Genomic DNA, 16,856 nt, shown 5'->3' on the forward strand with positions numbered 1-16,856 from the left:
CAGGGAGCGGTTTTGCCTCTTGACACGTATTACCCATAACAGGTTGGGTAGAGCTTGCGAAACCCAACAAATTCCGGCGCGAAGCGGCATCCTATAAAGTCCCTTCCCCACTGGCGGGGGAAGGTCAGGATGGGGGGGATCGTCATTCCCGAGCGTCCCTGTCGGGAATCCAGCGTCCCTGACCATTAAAACAACAATGTTAACCACGGAAGACACGGAAAACACTGAAAACGACCCTTCCGTGGCTTCCGTGTTTTCCGTGGTTCATGCTTTGCGGGATGTATGCAAGCCTTTGCCTTTTGAAAAAAGAGTCCTTACGGACCCCGGCAGCATAAAACAAAGACGCTGCCGCGGCCACCCAACAAAGAAAGACAACGACGCTTGGTCCCCTCGTTCGCGAGGATGACGGAATTAATCGGCTGGAATGCCGCCTTTGGCCTGCCCATCTTCCTACCCAAATAAACGCCGCGAAGCGGCATCCTTATTTTGTAGGGACAGGTCCCTGTGCCTGTCCATTCCTTCCCCGCTGGCGGGGGAAGGTCAGGATGGGGGGGATCGTCATTCCCGAGCGTCCCTGTCGGGAATCCAGCGTCCCTGGCCTTTAAAACAACAATGTTAACCACGGAAGACACGGAAAACACAGAAAACGATCTTTCCGTGGCTTCCGTGTTTTCCGTGGTTTATGTTTTTTTGTTGTTCATGTTTTTCCGACTCGCTCCCATGTTGCACGTGGGAATGCATACCTCCGCCTCATCCTTCTCCGCATCGTCTTTAAAGGAATCGGAAAAAAACCGCTTCCCTGCGCGCGGGCGAAAACCGAAATTTTATGTTTCAGGCCCCTCTCAGGGGGCTTGCCAACCAATCCAACCGCCTCAAACATCTTACAAAATCAATATACCACAGAGTTTCTTTATTTCTTAAACACGTCCCCTGAAGTCGTGAAAGCCCCTCTGGACTTAGTCAATTAGTCAAAGACGTCCCCAAAAGTCACTCATCATCAACTGACCTGGCTGTATCAAGAATGCTGGTCCCAAGGTAGCGTTTGGAGGAGGTCAACTCATTTCTGGAGTTATACCCATAGATATTAAACGCAGGCTCGTCAGAGGCATTCCCGCTGTTGGTTACGCTGGTTCTCCTGCCGAGGGCGTCGTAGCCGTAACCGTATTGGCTGGCGGATTCGGCGACCCGGTCCATGGAGGCGGCGGTCAACCGGCCGTCGCAAGAAGTACGGGCGGCCCTGCCTAATGGGCCACGAAAAGGAGTTAATCCGAACAAGGCTTCGGATACCAAGGAATGAGAGATGGCGTGCCGCTTAAACAAGGTAAAGTCCCCGGAAAAATTGTATGGCGATCCAGGCAAAATTTCTCTTTATGAGTCACGCAAACAGTGCAATAGATCCGGCATTTTGTCAATGGCGGCCTGCCGCGCTTTCGCGCGTTCGGTTCATGGCGCCTTCGCGGGAGACGAATAAATACACCTCGCCCTAACACGAATCTTTTTTGACACCATGCATTGGCGGGCGTATATTTAAGAAATTGCAAGATACCATCAGGGATTAGGGGCCGTATTGGGAGCGCAAGGCTTTTTCGGGTCGACGCCGACCCTGTTCAGGACAGGCAAAAGGAGGTCTGAACCATGGCCAAAAAGAAGATGGAGACCGGCGGCAAAGCAAAGTCCGCCAAAAATGCGTCTGCAAAGAAAAGAGTGACTTTTTTTATGAGAGCTCCCGAGGCCAAAGAGGTTTCGGTCGCCGGAGATTTTAACGGCTGGGACGCCAAGAAGCATCCCATGAAGCTGGATAAAACCGGGTTGTGGAAAAAGATTGTCATGGTCGCCCCGGGCCGTTGCGAGTACAAATTTCTGGTGGACGGCGACTGGGCTCTGAACCCGGACACGGAAGAGACCTGCACCAACGAGTTCGGCACGGAAAATCATGTGCTGGAAGTCTGATCCCCGCTCACAGCCTTGGGATTGCATGAAAGCCGATAGTCAGCAACGGAGCTTGTGAATGACCGTCAAAAATGTTGTGCGAATTCTGATAGGCTTGTTGTTCGTCACTTTTGTGGTTCAAAATGCAGAGGTTGTGGAGGTGCGCTTTTTGTTCTGGGGCGCAGAGGCATCCCGGGCTCTGGTGCTGTGTTGCGTGTTCGCATTAGGGCTTATCGTTGGGTGGCTCCCGCTCCGAATCACAAAAAAGAAAGAGGGCGCCGGCAAAGACAAGGTGAAAGAACAGGCTGACGCCGAAAGCACCTGAGTCATAGGAGAGACGCCTATTTTATTTGACGCGGGGGATGAATGCAAGACAGCAGCGGGTTGATATACGCCTATTTGCTTGACGGCCAAGGCGGGGGCCGAAGCGTGGGATGGGAGGATATTCTGCGGTGGACGCCCGACCAGGGGATTTTGTGGCTCCATGTGGATTTTCGCGACCCGAACGCCATGGCGTGGCTGGATGAAAAAAGCGGCCTCAATCCCATTGTGGTGCAGGGGTTGATAGCGGATGAAACCCGGCCGCGTTGCGTGGGGCATGGAGAGGACCTCCTTATTATTCTGCGGGGAATCAACGCCAATCCGGGCTCCGACCCGGAAGACATGGTGGCCCTGAGGATGCTGCTGGAGCCCGGCAGGATTATATCCATGCGCCACAGAAGGGTCATGGCCGTCCAGGACGCGGCAACCGCTTTGGAGGAAGGAGACGGGCCTAAAAATCCCGGGGAATTTTTCACCTTTGTATGCAGCCGCATCACGGACCGCATGGGGGACGTGATCTACGAGATAGACGACCTGGCGGATCAGATGGAAGAGGCCGTCCTGGAGTCGGACGCCAGGGGCTTGCGGCCCCAGGTTTCCAGGATACGGAGGCAGGCCATCGCCCTCCGGCGGTACATCGCCCCGCAGCGGGACATTCTTTTAAGGCTGCAAAACGAAAAAAGCCCCATCCTTAATGAACTCCACAAAATGGAAATCCGGGAGGATGCGGAGCGCACGGCCCGTTTTGTGGAGGACATGGACGCGGCCAGGGACCGGGCCGCAGTCACCCAGGAGGAGTTGGGAAACCGCCTCGCCGAGGAAATGAATCGCGCCATGCTGATTTTATCCGTGGTGGCGGCCATATTTTTGCCGTTAGGGCTTTTGACCGGGCTTTTGGGCATAAACGTGGGCGGAATTCCCGGGGCGGATTACCGCTGGGCCTTTTTGATCGTATGCATTTTTCTGTTGTTTCTGGGCGGCGTCCTGCTTTTTGTTTTCAAACGCATGAGGTGGCTCTGAAAGCCCCTGAAAAATAGTGGAGCAACCAACTATGGATCAATGGCTGGATGCAAACTTCTGGCAGACGATAATTCAGAAAACGGGATTATGGTTCATAACCTCCGTCCCGTCTATTTTGTTCATTCTGATCCTGGCCGTCATCGCCCTGAAAAGTTTCGGCTTCGGCATGAAACGGGTCAAGGTGTTCATGGCGGAGAGAATGAAATCCAGCGGGCGTATTGATTCCGACGAGGCGGACCGCAGGCTGGAAACCCTGACGCGGGTTCTCACCACCCTGGTGAAAATCGTCCTCTGGACCATGGTGGGCATGCTGATCCTGAAGAAGATCGGGGTGGACATAGCCCCCCTGATAGCGGGCGCCGGCATCGCCGGCCTGGCGGTGGGGTTCGGGGCGCAGGAATTGGTGAGGGACGTCATCTCCGGCTTTTTCATCCTGCTGGAAAACCATATCCGAACAGGCGACGTGGCCTCCATAAACGGCGCCACGGGCGTGGTGGAGAATATCGGCTTGAGGACCACCTCCCTGAGAGACCCCCAAGGCGTCATCCATATGTTTCAGAACGGGAAGATCAACTCCATGTCCAACCTCACAAAGGGTTGGTCCGCCGCCGTCTTTGACATTGGCGTGGCGTACAAGGAGGACACGGACTCCGTTTCCGCCATCATGGAGGAAATCGCCGGGGACCTGGCCGCGGACCCCGAAATCTCCCCCCTGCTCCTGGAGCCTTTCGAATTGCTGGGCGTGGACGCCTTCGGGGACAGCGCCGTAGTCATCAAGGCCCGCCTCAAGACCAAACCCCTGAAGCAGTGGGTGGTGAAAAGGGAATATTTGCGCCGCCTGAAAAAGGCGTTTGACCAAAAAGGCGTGGAGATCCCCTTTCCCCACCAGACCCTATACTGGGGCTCCGCAAGTCCGCCCGTGGCGGTCGACCAGGTTGTTTCCACGGAAAATTTGGAATCAAAGGATTATCAGAAAGTCAAGTAAATGGAATTCTTTACGGACCTGCCTCTCATTGTCCAGGGAGCGCTTATTTTTTGCCTGCGCATTGTGGACGTGTCATTGGGCACCATACGAACCATCATGATCGTCCAGGGCAAAACCTGGATTTCCTTTTGCCTGGGCTTTTTTGAGGTCTTTATCTGGCTGTCCGTCATATCCACGGTCGTGCCCCTCATCAAGGACCGGCCGGGCCTGATTTTCTTTTACGCCCTGGGCTTCGCCTCCGGCAATTTCGCGGGAATCAAGTTGGAGCGGTGGATGGCGGCCGGGCACATGATACTGCGGGCCATTTCCATAAAAAACGGAAGGGAAATGGCCTCACTGATTCGGGGGCGAGGCTACGAGGTCACCACCTTTGCGGGGGAGGGCCTGGAAGGCCCGGTCATGCAGTTGTTCATTGTCTGCAGGCGCAGGGACGTGGGGGCCATCATCGCCATGATCAAGTCGGTCGATCCGGAGGCTTTTTATATCACGGAAAGGGCCGGAAGCGTCAGCAAGGTGATCAGGCCGTTCATGGCGCCGCCCACCGGCTGGAGAGCGGTTTTGAAAAAAAAGTAAGGGCGGGAGCCGTTCCGGTTATCTTTCTTCCAGCGGTCAGGGGCCGTGAGACCCATCGGCCGAAGGGGTGACATGTTTATCCTGGGTATGGCGGGCGGATTGGCATTGCTTATCCTAGGGGCGGAGATCCTGGTTCGCGGAGGCTCGGCCCTGGCCCGGCGCTTTAATATCTCCGAACTGGTGGTGGGGCTGACCATCGTGGCTTTCGGCACCTCGGGCCCTGAGTTGATCGTGAGCGTGGTTTCGGCCGTTCAAGGCAGCACGGCCCTGGCCGTCTCCAACGTGCTTGGCAGCAACCTGTTCAACATTCTTGTCATCTTGGGGGCATCCTCCCTAATCACTCCATTGGAGGTGGATAAGAACACCGTCTGGAAAGGCATTCCCTTTTTACTGCTCACCTGCGCCGCGGTTTTTCTCCTGGCCGAACCCGCGGCCGGATGCCCTGACACGATCGGCGCTCTCACCCGCTTTGACGGATATGTCCTGCTGTGCTTCTTCGCTATCTTTCTGTATTATACCTTTTCCATCGCCAAATCTTCCGGGGAGCTCCAGGAGACCGGGAAAAGCCCTCCGGAGAAAATGTCCGGGCTCCTCATGTCCGGATTCATCGCCGGCGGCATGGTGCTTCTCATCCTGGGCGGACGGATTTTTGTGGCGTCCGCTGTGGTCTTGGCCAAAAAGCTGGGCATGAGCGAGTCTCTGGTGGGCCTGACCGTCGTGGCGGCAGGGACGTCCCTGCCGGAACTGGCGTCATCCCTGATGGCCGCCTACCGGGGCAGGATCGGCATGGCCGTGGGCAATGTGGTGGGATCCAATATCTTCAATGTGTTTCTCGTATTGGGCGTCAGCGCGGCCATACGCCCCGCCCCCCTCAGCCCGGGGGATTTTCTGGACAACGCGGCCGTAGCCCTGGCCAGCCTGGCTCTTTTCCTGTTTATGTTCACCGGGAAAAAAAGAAGCATTGACCGGTGGGAGGGAGCTGTCTTTGTCTTTGCATTCGCAGCGTACTTATGGTTTAAAATAACCTCATCCTAAGGCCGTCGGATGCAACAGGTTGGCCTTCCGCTGTTTTTTGCGGAATCAGGAAGTGAAAATTAATTTGGGTTATTATGCGTTTATGCACTTTTTATGGTTTAGGAAGAAAGCCTCTTGTCCCGAGTGAAAAAACATAGAATCATATTCAATGCGCTTCTTTTTTTTATACTCATAGTACTGAGCGGAGCGGCTTTCGCCATGGGGATCGCCGATACGACCGGGGCGCCGGCCCAGGCTTCGCAATCCGACGCGGCGCTTTTGGTCCTTTACGTGCTTTTGGCCCTGGTGTTTTCCTTTATGTGCTCCGTGGCCGAGGCCGTGCTATTAAGTGTAACGCCTTCCTTTATCGCCGGAATGGAGAAAAAAGCCCCCAAAAAGGCAGCCTTGCTGAAAAAGCTCAAGCAGGACGACGTGGACCGGTCCCTGGCCGCTATCCTGACGCTGAACACCATCGCCCACACGGTGGGCGCCATCGGCTCGGGCGCCAAGGCCACGGCCGTTTTCGGCAGTGCGTGGTTCGGGGTGTTTTCCGCGGTCATGACCCTGATGATCCTGTTTTTCTCCGAGATCATTCCCAAAACCCTGGGGGCCGTTTACTGGCGCAGCCTGTCCGGCCTTACGGCCAAATTCGTCCGCGCCTTGATCTTCTGTTTGTATCCCCTGATCCTCATTTCCGAGCAGTTGACCAAGGTCATCGCCCGGAATGCTGACATCCACGTGTTCAGCCGGGAGGAGTTCATCGCCATGGCCGGGGTTGGGGCGGAATCCGGGCACATCAACGAGCGGGAGTCCCGGATCATCCGCAACTTGTTTCGCCTGGAGTTCCTGAAGGCTGAGGACATCATGACTCCCCGCATGGTCATATCCGCCCTGCCCAACAGATTGACCATAGCCCAGGCCCTGGAACGTTGCGGGGACGCGCCTTTTTCCCGCCTGCCCGTCTATGGGGAAAACGTGGACGACATCACCGGCTTCGTCCTCAAGGACGACCTGCTGCTGGCCATGGCCAAAGGCCAGGTGGACGTCTCCCTGGAAAGTCTGAAGCGGGAGATGCCTGTCGTCGCCAAGGACGCGCCCATCTCCGGCTTGCTGGAATTGTTTTTGGATAAGCGCCAGCACATTGCTTTGGTGGCCGGAACCTACGGCGGAACCAAAGGCCTTGTCACCCTGGAGGACGTGGTGGAAACCCTGTTGGGTATGGAAATCATGGACGAAATGGACGAGGTCAAGGACATGCAGGCCCTTGCCCGCAAGCAGTGGAGCAAACGGGCCAAAGCCATGGGCCTGGACGTGGACGCAGCCGGCAAGGATTCAAACAACATGGATGCAAACCAGCCATCCTGCAACCTGAAAACATAGAGAGCCGGCAGGGAGCAAGCTGAGCCCGAGCCATGTTGACGGAAGGTTGGCCGGCATGCTGAACTCAGCACTCGTCATCGCCGTCTTCGGGATAGAGCTTTTCCATGCACTCCGGGCAAATGCTGTGGCTCAAATCAACGTCCGCTTTCTCGATAAGGTATTCTTCCAGCTTGTCCCAAACCTGCTTTTCGTTGCGAATCTTATGGCAGTGCATGCAAATGGGAATGACGCCCTGCAACGTTTTAACGTGATCCAGGGCGTGTTGCAATTCTGCATTCTTCTTGTGAAGGTCCCGAGTCAAATTTCCCAATTCCTGGTTTAAAGCAACCATTTCCGTACGAAGCATCTCCAGTTCTTGTATATCGGGACGCCCAAAGGCCAGCACCAGGTTTCCCAGACGCTTGAACACGAACAGGTAACTTTTGGGATGGCCTGAGACTGTTTGGAGGCTCAACAAGTTTTCTTTCGCGCGGGAATGGGCGATTTTTTGAAAGTCGAAAACCTCCTGAAAATCAATGAGAATATCCTGAAAAGGCGTTCCCGCGGTCAGGTCGCCGCAAATTTGACAGGCGTAGTTGTTCATTGACAAGACGCGGCCTTGCCCATCCAGCCGAAAAAAGAGAACCGGCGCAGGGCCGTTCAGGTATTCGTGAAAGGCGCTGAAATTCATTGGGCCTCAAGCAACGACAAAACGACTGGATTGCAGCATGTCCTCCAACTCCGGTAATGAGTGGATGCACATGGTGTTGGGGTATTTGTTGATGCTGTCAAGGTTTTCTATGGCGAGCACTCGGCCGCCCACGGCGATGTCCAGGGATGCGAACTCGGCCTTTAACGCCTCTATCTCTAGTATCAGATTGGGGAAGTTAAAATACGCACTGCACGACAACCCCACCAGGTCGGGTTTCACCCTGTCCACAAAGTGGAGCAAATCATCTATGGGAGTATCGGCGCCCAGGAAGTAGACGCTCCATCCGTGTAGTTCGAAAACGTCCGACGCCATTTTCGCCCCCACTCGATGCGGTTCGTTGGGAACGCAGGAAACAACAGCGCTTTTTCCGTTTTTTTCCTTCCCGAACAAAGCGGGATAGACCAGATTCATCAAGCCTTCGGTAATGGCGGTGACCAAATGCTCCCTGGCGACCGATATTTTGTTCCTCTCCCAAAGACGCCCGGTTTCGTAAAGGCTTTCCTGGAACAGGCCTGAATAAAGGTCCTTGATTGCAATCTCCTGGTCCAGCAACTCTTGCACTACGCGTGCGCACTGGGCGCGGCGGCCGCCCAGGAGATGATCCAGGTAATTGTTGTAGACATTTTCCGATATCATCGGTCCGTTCCTTTATTGAATTAAGATGGATTTATTTGCGGATATATTATGCATTAATTGTGCCTAAATCTTTCCGGCAAAGGCGTGCCATTTCCGCCGGTCTCATCCGTGAGTGCGACAAAAACAGGTATATTGACGATCAGCCAATTATAAAATGGAGAGATGGCGTTAAATTCTTCCCTTGTCAACGATTGTTCAAGCAAATCAAGCCAAATATTTAAATTCGCAGCCCAATAGGTTGTCTGAAAACCGTGCGCCCGGTAGGCGCGGAAAACCCAAAGAACCGTTTCCACCAAAACATTGGGGTCATAATTCAAAAACATGGACTCCATGAATCTGGCGAAATTGCGGTTATTGTCCTCGGCCATTTGGCGATTACCCTTTCCCGTCAATTTTTCCAGATCAGGCCGTTCCCCCATAAGCTGGTTCCCTTGAGCGGCAAATTGATCGCGCTTTTGTGAAAAAGCCCGGGCAATATCTTTGGAAGGTTGAATAAGTTCCCCGGCCGTCTTCATGATTTGTTCCTTCATGGCGTTCTCCTTGGATTTTAGCATCCCCTCTGTTTGTTTATCCTTTTCCGGGCATCGCATGGAGATGAACATCTAACAGCGAAATCAGCATTCATCATCATCAATATCAGGGTATAGCCTTTCAAGGCACTCAGGGCAGATGCTATGGCTTAATTCTGCATAAGTGTGTTCGGTCAAATATTTTTCAAGTCGATCCCAAATCTGTTTTTCATCACGAATCTTGTGGCAGTGCATGCAAATAGGAATAATGCCTTGCAGGGTCTTTACATGATCCAGGGCGTTCTGCAATTCAGCATTTTTTTTATGAAGCGTCCGGCTAAGATTTCCCAACTCCTGATTCAATGACATAACCTCTGTCTTCAATAGCTCCATTTCATCAAAATCCTTACGGCCAAAAACCAGAATATCATCCTCGGCGGGCGTAAATTTCAATAAATATGTCTCGGGGCCGCCCTGGACGGTTTGAATACTAAACGGTTTTTCACACTCAGAGCCCTTTGCAATCTCCCGGATATTAAAAATGTTTTGAAAATCCAGGATAATGTTTTGAAATGGTTCCCCCATGACATGTTCGCCACAGATTTGACAGGCGCATTGATTCATTGACAGGATGCGGCCTTCCGAATCCAGCCTGAAAAAAAGAAGCGTCCCGCTGCTGTTGATGTAGTCATAAAAGGCCTTGAGTTTCATAGCCGCCCTATACCTCATTTAACTCGTTGCATTATTTATATTTTTTCTAGTTCCGCCAAGGAAAACACACAAAAAGTGTTGGCATATTTTTTGATTTTATCCGCCCCGCCCCAGTTAAGACCTTGCCCGCCTACGGCGATATCAAGACTGCCGAACTCCGCCTTTACGGCCTCAATACCTTGTATCAGTGAAGGCATGTTAAAGTAGACGCTTAACGACATGCCCACAAGATCAGGCTTCACCTCGTCTATGAAAGCAAGCATATGATCCAAAGGAGTGTTTGCCCCTAAAAAATAGGAACTCCATCCATGGGTCTCAAGTATGTCTGCGGCCATTTTGCCGCCGATTTGGTGGAACTCGTTGGCGGTGCATGAGATCACGGCTTTTTTATCGTTTTTTTCTTCATGAAATAAGCGAGGATAGACCAAATTCAGAAGGTTTTCCGTAATGGCGGTGACCAGATGCTCCCTGGCGACGGAAATTTTGTTGGTTTCCCAAAGGCGTCCTGTTTCATAAAGGCTTTTCTGAAACAAATCGACATATAGCTCTTTAATATCGATTCTTTGATCAAGCAGGCCTTGCACGATGCGAGTGCATTCGATCCGCCGGCCGCCCAGGAGATGATTGAAATACTCGTTGTATAAATCTTCCGTTATCATGATCCGCTCCTTTTTTGAGAAAGGGAGATTTTCAAAAGGAACTTTTATGCATCAATTGTGCCGGAGGATCTAAAACAACAAATCCCCCGCCTCCTCAAGAAAGGAAACGGGGGATTGATTATACAACGAATAAAAACCTTTTAGTTGGCCTTTTCCAGGATGTGAATGCACATGGCCGCTTCCTCCACGCCGATGTTGCCGCCGCCGTTTTCGGCCAGGCCTAGGCGCGCCCCTTCAACCTGCCGCTGGCCCGCTTCTCCCCGAAGCTGGATGCCCAGTTCGTAAATCTGGGCCAGGCCCGAGGCGCCGATGGGATGGCCGCGGCATTCCAAACCGCCCGAGGTGTTCACGGGCTGCTTGCCTCCCAGGCGGGTGGCGCCGGTTTCGGCCCAGGGGCCTCCTTCGCCCATGGGGCAGAATCCCATGGCTTCGGTCTGGTGCAGTTCGCCGTAGGTGGTGGCGTCATGCAATTCGGCAAGGCTGATGTCCCGGGGGCCGACTCCCGCCTTATCGTAAGCGATCTTGACCAGCCGCTCGCCGATGTCCTCGCCGTCCAGATCCCGATCCCGCCCGGTTCCCAGAATGGAGGCCAGAATCTTCACGGGCCTGGGGTCTTTCAGTTTTTTCAAATAGCTTTCCGAGCACACGATGGCCGCCGCCGCGCCGTCGCCCACGGGCGCGCACATGGCGCGGGTCAGGGGATAGGCCACCTTTTTGTCAGCCAGAACCTCTTCGGGCGTCATCACGGACTGATATTGAGCCAAAGGGTTCAGGGACCCATGAAAATGGTTCTTGGAGCAAATGAGCGCCAATTGCTCCTGGGTGGAGCCGAAAGTCTGCATGTGCCACCGGCATCCCATGGCGTAGGCGTCCATAAAGATGCTGCGGCCTTCGCCGGGTGCGCCGTCCTGGTCCGCCTGGCCGGAGCTCAGGCGCTTGCCCATTTCCTCAAAGAGCTTGATGGAATCCTCGATCCGCTCCAGGTCCATGCACGAGGCGTAGGCGCCCAGGGCGAATCCCTTGTTTTCGTGGGTGATTTTTTCCGATCCCAAGGCCAGGGCCACGTCGTGGGCGCCGGACTTGACGCCCATGACCGCCAGATTCAAAGCCGTGGACGCGCCCGCGCAGGCGTTTTCCACGTTGGTTACGGGGATGCAGCCAATGCCCATGGAGCGCAGAATGCACTGGCCCCGGATGGAATGCTGGTTGGTGTACATTCCCCAAAAGGTGTTGGAGAAGTACGCTGCGGTCAGGTCTTCCTTGGTAATGCCTGCGTCGGCCAGGGCCAGGTTGGTCGCCTCCTGGGCCATGTCGCGGACGGTCCGGTCCGGGTATTTTTGAAACCGGATCATCCCAAGGCCGATGATGTAAACGTTTTCCATAAAAAAAGTCTCCCTCCTATTCGATCCAATCTACCATGGGCGAGTCCCTTTTGACCGCTGCGTCTATCTTGCCTTTGGGGTATCCCAGGGCGATGGAGGTCACAGGCTCCCATGGGGGCGTTACGCCCAGTTTTCTTTTGAATGATTTCATGTGCGGGTAGTGCAAGGGCTTGATGGACAGGCTGATGTAGCACGTGCCCAGGCCCAGGGAATGAGCCGCCAGGACCATGTTCTGGGCGCAGATGCCCAGGTCCAGATCCGGATTGCTGATGCCGTGGGTGTTTTTCAAAAGCATGATCATGGCCGGACAGTCCCAGTAAATGGCGTCGTCCCAGCGCTCGGCCTTTTCCACGGCGGTGTAAGGCCGGGGGTCCATTTCATTGACCATCACCTGACTGAGAGCGGTGAACAAAGCGGTTTTCCACGCGGGCTTTTTACCGTCCTTGTTGTGGTACAGGTTCTTGAAGAACTTGAGGGTCTTCATGGCCTCGCGTTCTATGGTCTTGATGGCGTTTTTGTTGGTGATCACAATGAATTTGTAGGGCTGGCAGTTTCCGGCGGAGGGCGCAAAACGCCCGGCTTCCAAAACGCGCTTGATCAACTCCTTGGGCACCGGCTTTTTCTTGAACAGGCGGTTGGAGCGGCGTTCATAGATGGTGCGCTCCACCGGGGTCAGATCTTCGCAAAAATCCTCGTAAGGTCTTGTTCCGTCCAGGCCCAAGGGGTCGGGATAGGCCATGGCGCCTTGTAGCTGGGTTTTGAAGGGCCCTAGCTCCACCTTGTAGGGGCCGTCCATTTGCATGGCGCCCGTGGGGCAGACGGCCACGCAGTTCCAGCAATTCAGGCAGGCCTGCTCCATGCCGCCGTAGCCGATGGGTACGGGATAGCCTTCTTCGTCCAGGTCCAGGCCGAAAGTTGGGCATGCTTCGTAGCAGCGTTTGCATCGGCTGCATAATTCCTTATCCACCTTGCGATCGGGAAAGGTGGAGTCCGGCAGGTAGGCTTGCTTCCAATTGTCAAACATTGCTCTTCTCCCTTAAATCAAAACACCGCCGTCACGTTTTCCGCGTCGGGGGCGAAATTATCCTTCAACACCCGGTCCAGGGCCTTTTCGCTGATGGTCTTGGGAATTTCGTCCACCAACTGAAAATAGGACGGCACGGCGTTTTTCTCCAGCTTTTCCAGGCACAGGGCTTTGACGGCTTCCACGTCCACCCGGCCTCCCTCAAACGGGGCGACGGCCGCCACCAGATCGGACTCTCCGGGCGCTCCCGTGGAGGCGGGAATGCCGTACACGCAGACTTCGGATACGGACTCGTGCTCGCCGATGATGCGCTCCACGTAGTCGGGCTGAATAAAATCGCCCTGCCTGCGAAGCCCGCCGCCCTTGCGGAAGTCAAAATAAAAGTTGCCGTCCTTGTCCGTGTGGCAGATGTCCCCGCTTCTAAGCCAGCCGCCCCGGGTTTTTTCCGCCGAGGCTTCCTTTTTTCCGTAATACTCCACGGTGGTTTCGCCGCTTTTCATCCTGGAAACCAACTCGCCCAGGTGGCCGGGAGGAACTTCCTCGTCGTTTTCGTCCACCACTTTCATTTCGATGAGGGCTTCGGGCGGTTTGCCGAAAGAGCCGATGGCGCCGGTCCCGGGAGGCTGATGGGCCAGGCCGCCTTCCACAGCGCCGTACCATTCGTGGATCTTGACGTTAAACCGTTTTTCAAAGGCCTCCCAAATAGCCAGGGGCGTGCCCGCGCTGATCACCCGGACCACGGGGTTGTCGCCGTCGTTTTCCTTGGGAGGTTCGTTGTAAATGCCGGCCATCATGCCGCCCAAGAGCGAATAGGACGTGCACCCGTATTTGCGGCAGATGTCCCACAGCTTGCTTTTGGTGAAGCGTTCGGAAACCACGGCGGGTATGCCCTTGGATAGGCTTGGGATGACCGTGACCGATTGGGCGTTGCCATGGGTCATGGACAGGCCGGTGTAAAGGACGTCCGAGTCGTCGTATTGCCAGATGATCTGTCCCAACAGGGAGTAGATCATGTACCTGTCGGCCTTCAAAACCACGCCCTTGGGATCGCCCGTGGTGCCCGAGGTGTGGATGATCTGGGCGGGCGCGGCGAAATCCAAAGGCGGCAGGTCGTCTGGCAGGTCCGGGCTTTGGGATTCCAGAACCTCGTTAAGGGCCGGGTAGTCGTCCATGGGCGCTACGCCGTGGTGGTTCTTGTACAAGACTCCGATCACAGGCGCGCCTTTGATGTCGCTCTCCACCTCCCGAATGGAGCCCACCAGGTTATCCTCCACGATCACGCCTTTGCACTTGGTGTTGTTGATCTGAAAGGACAGTTTGCGGCCTACGGACCTGGGGTCCACGGGCACGGCCACCGCCCCGATGGACAAGGCGCCGAACAAGGCGTAAAGGAACTCCGCATGGTTCCGCATGATGAGGGCGAAGGCGTCGCCCTTGCCTATTCCTGCGCTTTTCAGGGCGCGGGACATGCGGTTGACGTTGTCGAATAGAGCGCCGTAGGAGATGACTTCATCGCTGCCGTCGTCCCGGACGAAAATGTAGGCGGTTTTATCCGGGTCGATGTCCTTGGCGCCCACCAGTTGATAAATGGGCAGACTTTCCAAATTGCCTGGCATAATTTCCCCCTTATTTAACTTGCGTGAATAGATGACTCCTTAAAAATGGTGCGCCGCCGTGATCATCAGGGTGTCGTTGGCGCCGTCCTCGATCAAAGAGGCCCGGGCGTCCCTGAAAATCTTTTCAATGGGATACTCCTTGCTCAAGCCGACGCCGCCGAAAATCTGCACCGCGTCGTTGGCCACTTCCAAAGCGGTCTGAGTGCAAAAGACCTTGGAGGCGATGGAGTACTCGGTCAAAGGCGGCGAATTGTTCAGGTTGTACACAAAGGCGGCCCGGGACAAGGCGCGGGCCGCTTCCACCTTCATGAACATGGAAAACAGCTTGTGCTTGATCATCTGGTGCTGAAAAATGGGCTTGCCTCCCTGGATGCGCTTTTTGGAGTAATCCAAAGCCAGGTCGAAAGCCGACCTTGCCACGCCCGTAAAGATGGCGCCCATGGACGCGTTGGCCGTGGCCAGGGTAAGATCCAGAATGCCGTCGTAGGCTTCCTGGTCCACCATCATATAATCCCTGGGAATGCGCACATTATCGAAATACAATTCCCCCTGGTTCAGGTCGCGCTGGCCCATTTTGTCCAGGGGCTTGCCTTTTCGGACGCCGGGCAGGTCCGTGGGAATCACGCAGATGCCGCCGCCGGCCATGCCCATGGAAGGCTCGATGGTCAAAAAGCACAGGCAGTGGGTTGCCACGGTTCCGTTGGAGACCCAGGCGGATTTCTGGCCGGAAATCACCCATTCGTCGCCGTCCAGACGGGCCTTGACGTCGCAGGAGATGTCCGGATTGGAAAACATTTCCGTGCCCGGAGACAGGGTGTCTGTGCCGTGCTCGGGCTCGGTGATGCCCCAGCATCCGATAAAGGAGGCGTCGTCGCATTCGCAGAACGGCAGTATGACGTCGTCGATGAGTTTGTCCGTAGGAACCATGGAGCTGAAAAACGCCGGGAAGCATCCCACGCACAGGCCGATGGCCATGCCGCCCGCGCCCCAGCCAAGCTCCTCCAGGACGATATGCACGTCCAGGGGATCCAGGCCCATGCCGCCCCAGGTGTCCGGGATGAAAATGGAGTGATAGCCCAGCTCGTAGCCTTTTTTCATGACGTTCCAATAAACCGGGCTTTTGATGACTTCCTCGGGATCGGCCAACTGGTCCAGTTCAATGGACGCAGGCCGCATTACTTCCTTGGCGAATTTGTGAGTCTCCCGTTTCAGGGCGATCTGTTCTTCCGTGAGGTCAATGTTGAGTTCGTTGTAAGTCATCCAGGGCTCCTTGGATTAGAGGGGAAGGTTGTTGGCCTTGGCGATTTCGGGATAGGCTTCGTGGGCGGGCTTGAGCAGGGGCAGGAGCTTGAGCACCTTGGGCAGAGGCCCCTTGGTTTTGACCTTTCTCTTGGCGATGGCCACGGGCAAGGAAATGTTTTTCAGCCAAAAATGATGGCAGGTGTCGCCGGAGAGCTCCATGGTGACGTCCGGCTTGAGGTCGGCCTTGCCGCAAATGACGCCCTGGCTTTTTGGATCCAGCCAAATCTGGCCGTTTGGCTCGGAAATATTGAACAAAATGGTGATATTGGCTTTCAAGGCCTTTTCAAAAACTTCCTCGTCGTTCATCAAACCGGTAAACAGCCCCCCCAGGACTTCGTACATTTTTTCCGTACTTTCAAATACTGGCATGTCTCCTCCTTTTGTTTATCCGGCTCGGCAAGGTTGAGATCCCTCCAAACCGATGTGCAGGGTTATGTATGATTGGCAATTATATAAGGGGCCATAAGCCCCCGGATGGCGTTATGATACGACTCCAAAGCCCAGTCCCGGCTGTGGTCCTTCCTGGCCAAAAACCATCTTGTGGCTATCCCCTGGTACACGGCGGATATGGCCCGGGCCATGGGTTCGGGCTTGAGCGGCGAAAATAGGCCGGCCTCCACGCCCTCCCGGATAATCCGGGACAAAAGATCCACCCATTTGTCCACCCAGTCGCTGAACAGCACGCGATACTCGGGATCGCGCCCGGCCACGGACATGCAGTCAAACAGGAGAGGGTATCCCCACACCACGTCCGGATCGGCGGCGGCGAACAGGCTTTCAAAACCCAGGAGCTTGTCCAGGGGATCTTCTATCTCTGCGGCCTCGCGCTCCACCCTTTCAAAAATCATGCGGTAAAACTCGGTGAATGCCTCCTGAAAAAGCTCCCGCTTGGTTTTAAAATAATGGGCGAGCCCGCCCTTGGACATATTGGCCGCCTGGGCGATTTCCGCCATGGTGGCCTTGGCGTACCCTTTGTTGGATATGGTGAGCAGCGCGGCGTCTATGATCTGCTTGCGGCGGATTTCTTCCAATTCGGGAATTGGGGGCATGTGCGCTCCGTATGGGCTTGGAATGTTTGTTTCGGTTTGGAGAATCCCCTTGCGC

At 55.0% G+C, this 16,856-nt stretch carries 19 protein-coding genes; 7 read left to right on the forward strand and 12 right to left on the reverse strand.

All coding sequences use genetic code 11. The features are described 5' to 3' along the window. Positions 1 to 987: 987 nt before the first annotated feature. Positions 988 to 1,359, reverse strand: coding sequence for a hypothetical protein (locus tag G491_RS35985; protein ID WP_169829498.1), 372 nt, complete (start codon positions 1,357 to 1,359; stop codon positions 988 to 990). A 276-nt stretch (positions 1,360 to 1,635) separates the two neighbouring features. On the opposite strand from G491_RS35985, the gene G491_RS31990 reads away from it, so the two are divergent. The 7 genes from G491_RS31990 to G491_RS32000 all read left to right on the forward strand — a co-directional run bounded on the left by G491_RS31990 (position 1,636) and on the right by G491_RS32000 (position 7,222). After that, positions 1,636 to 1,950, forward strand: a complete 315-nt coding sequence (locus tag G491_RS31990; RefSeq protein ID WP_028316104.1) for a glycogen-binding domain-containing protein — start codon at positions 1,636 to 1,638, stop codon at positions 1,948 to 1,950. A 58-nt stretch (positions 1,951 to 2,008) separates the two neighbouring features. Beyond that, positions 2,009 to 2,254, forward strand: a complete 246-nt coding sequence (locus G491_RS31995; RefSeq protein WP_035219837.1) for a lipopolysaccharide assembly protein LapA domain-containing protein — start codon at positions 2,009 to 2,011, stop codon at positions 2,252 to 2,254. A gap of 41 nt (positions 2,255 to 2,295) precedes the next feature. Further along, on the forward strand, positions 2,296 to 3,270 hold the full coding sequence (locus G491_RS0122060; RefSeq protein ID WP_028316105.1) for a zinc transporter ZntB: 975 nt from the start codon (positions 2,296 to 2,298) through the stop codon (positions 3,268 to 3,270). A 31-nt stretch (positions 3,271 to 3,301) separates the two neighbouring features. Further along, positions 3,302 to 4,255 (forward strand): mechanosensitive ion channel family protein, encoded by a 954-nt coding sequence (locus tag G491_RS0122065; protein WP_028316106.1) that lies wholly within the window; start codon positions 3,302 to 3,304, stop codon positions 4,253 to 4,255. Then, on the forward strand, positions 4,256 to 4,828 hold the full coding sequence (locus G491_RS0122070) for a DUF2179 domain-containing protein (protein WP_028316107.1): 573 nt from the start codon (positions 4,256 to 4,258) through the stop codon (positions 4,826 to 4,828). Between the two features lie 72 nt (positions 4,829 to 4,900). Beyond that, the gene (locus G491_RS0122075) at positions 4,901 to 5,863 is read left to right on the forward strand and encodes a calcium/sodium antiporter (protein ID WP_028316108.1); all 963 of its coding nucleotides are present in this window, start codon (positions 4,901 to 4,903) and stop codon (positions 5,861 to 5,863) included. Positions 5,864 to 5,986: 123 nt separating this feature from the next. Then, the gene (locus G491_RS32000; protein WP_345917603.1) at positions 5,987 to 7,222 is read left to right on the forward strand and encodes a CNNM domain-containing protein; all 1,236 of its coding nucleotides are present in this window, start codon (positions 5,987 to 5,989) and stop codon (positions 7,220 to 7,222) included. Positions 7,223 to 7,286: 64 nt separating this feature from the next. Here the strand turns inward: G491_RS32000 and G491_RS34445 are convergent, their stop codons facing one another. From G491_RS34445 to G491_RS34455, 11 genes are all read right to left on the reverse strand, one after another. Beyond that, complete coding sequence (locus tag G491_RS34445; RefSeq protein WP_028316109.1) at positions 7,287 to 7,892, reverse strand: hypothetical protein; 606 nt, start codon at positions 7,890 to 7,892, stop codon at positions 7,287 to 7,289. A 6-nt stretch (positions 7,893 to 7,898) separates the two neighbouring features. After that, positions 7,899 to 8,549: a cobalamin B12-binding domain-containing protein gene (locus G491_RS0122090; protein WP_028316110.1), complete on the reverse strand. Its 651-nt coding sequence runs from the start codon at positions 8,547 to 8,549 to the stop codon at positions 7,899 to 7,901. Between the two features lie 53 nt (positions 8,550 to 8,602). Further along, on the reverse strand, positions 8,603 to 9,079 hold the full coding sequence (locus tag G491_RS0122095) for a hypothetical protein (RefSeq protein WP_028316111.1): 477 nt from the start codon (positions 9,077 to 9,079) through the stop codon (positions 8,603 to 8,605). A gap of 84 nt (positions 9,080 to 9,163) precedes the next feature. Beyond that, a complete protein-coding gene (locus G491_RS34450) occupies positions 9,164 to 9,769 on the reverse strand; it encodes a hypothetical protein (RefSeq protein WP_051327455.1) in 606 nt (201 codons plus the stop codon). 35 nt (positions 9,770 to 9,804) lie between these two features. Next, complete coding sequence (locus G491_RS0122105) at positions 9,805 to 10,428, reverse strand: cobalamin B12-binding domain-containing protein (RefSeq protein ID WP_028316112.1); 624 nt, start codon at positions 10,426 to 10,428, stop codon at positions 9,805 to 9,807. A gap of 140 nt (positions 10,429 to 10,568) precedes the next feature. After that, entirely contained in the window at positions 10,569 to 11,810 is a 1,242-nt protein-coding gene (locus tag G491_RS0122110; protein ID WP_012610974.1) for a thiolase family protein, read from the reverse strand. Positions 11,811 to 11,826: 16 nt separating this feature from the next. Further along, complete coding sequence (locus G491_RS0122115) at positions 11,827 to 12,834, reverse strand: nitroreductase family protein (protein WP_028316113.1); 1,008 nt, start codon at positions 12,832 to 12,834, stop codon at positions 11,827 to 11,829. 17 nt (positions 12,835 to 12,851) lie between these two features. After that, the gene (locus G491_RS0122120; RefSeq protein ID WP_028316114.1) at positions 12,852 to 14,450 is read right to left on the reverse strand and encodes an AMP-binding protein; all 1,599 of its coding nucleotides are present in this window, start codon (positions 14,448 to 14,450) and stop codon (positions 12,852 to 12,854) included. 39 nt (positions 14,451 to 14,489) lie between these two features. Continuing rightward, the gene (locus tag G491_RS0122125; protein WP_028316115.1) at positions 14,490 to 15,710 is read right to left on the reverse strand and encodes an acyl-CoA dehydrogenase family protein; all 1,221 of its coding nucleotides are present in this window, start codon (positions 15,708 to 15,710) and stop codon (positions 14,490 to 14,492) included. A 15-nt stretch (positions 15,711 to 15,725) separates the two neighbouring features. Beyond that, positions 15,726 to 16,121, reverse strand: a complete 396-nt coding sequence (locus G491_RS0122130) for an SCP2 sterol-binding domain-containing protein (protein ID WP_012610978.1) — start codon at positions 16,119 to 16,121, stop codon at positions 15,726 to 15,728. A gap of 62 nt (positions 16,122 to 16,183) precedes the next feature. Next, a complete protein-coding gene (locus G491_RS34455) occupies positions 16,184 to 16,801 on the reverse strand; it encodes a TetR/AcrR family transcriptional regulator (RefSeq protein ID WP_028316116.1) in 618 nt (205 codons plus the stop codon). Between the last annotated feature and the right edge of the window lie 55 nt (positions 16,802 to 16,856).

The sequence above is a fragment of the Desulfatibacillum aliphaticivorans DSM 15576 genome (assembly GCF_000429905.1).
In the GTDB taxonomy this organism is placed as follows: domain Bacteria; phylum Desulfobacterota; class Desulfobacteria; order Desulfobacterales; family Desulfatibacillaceae; genus Desulfatibacillum; species Desulfatibacillum aliphaticivorans.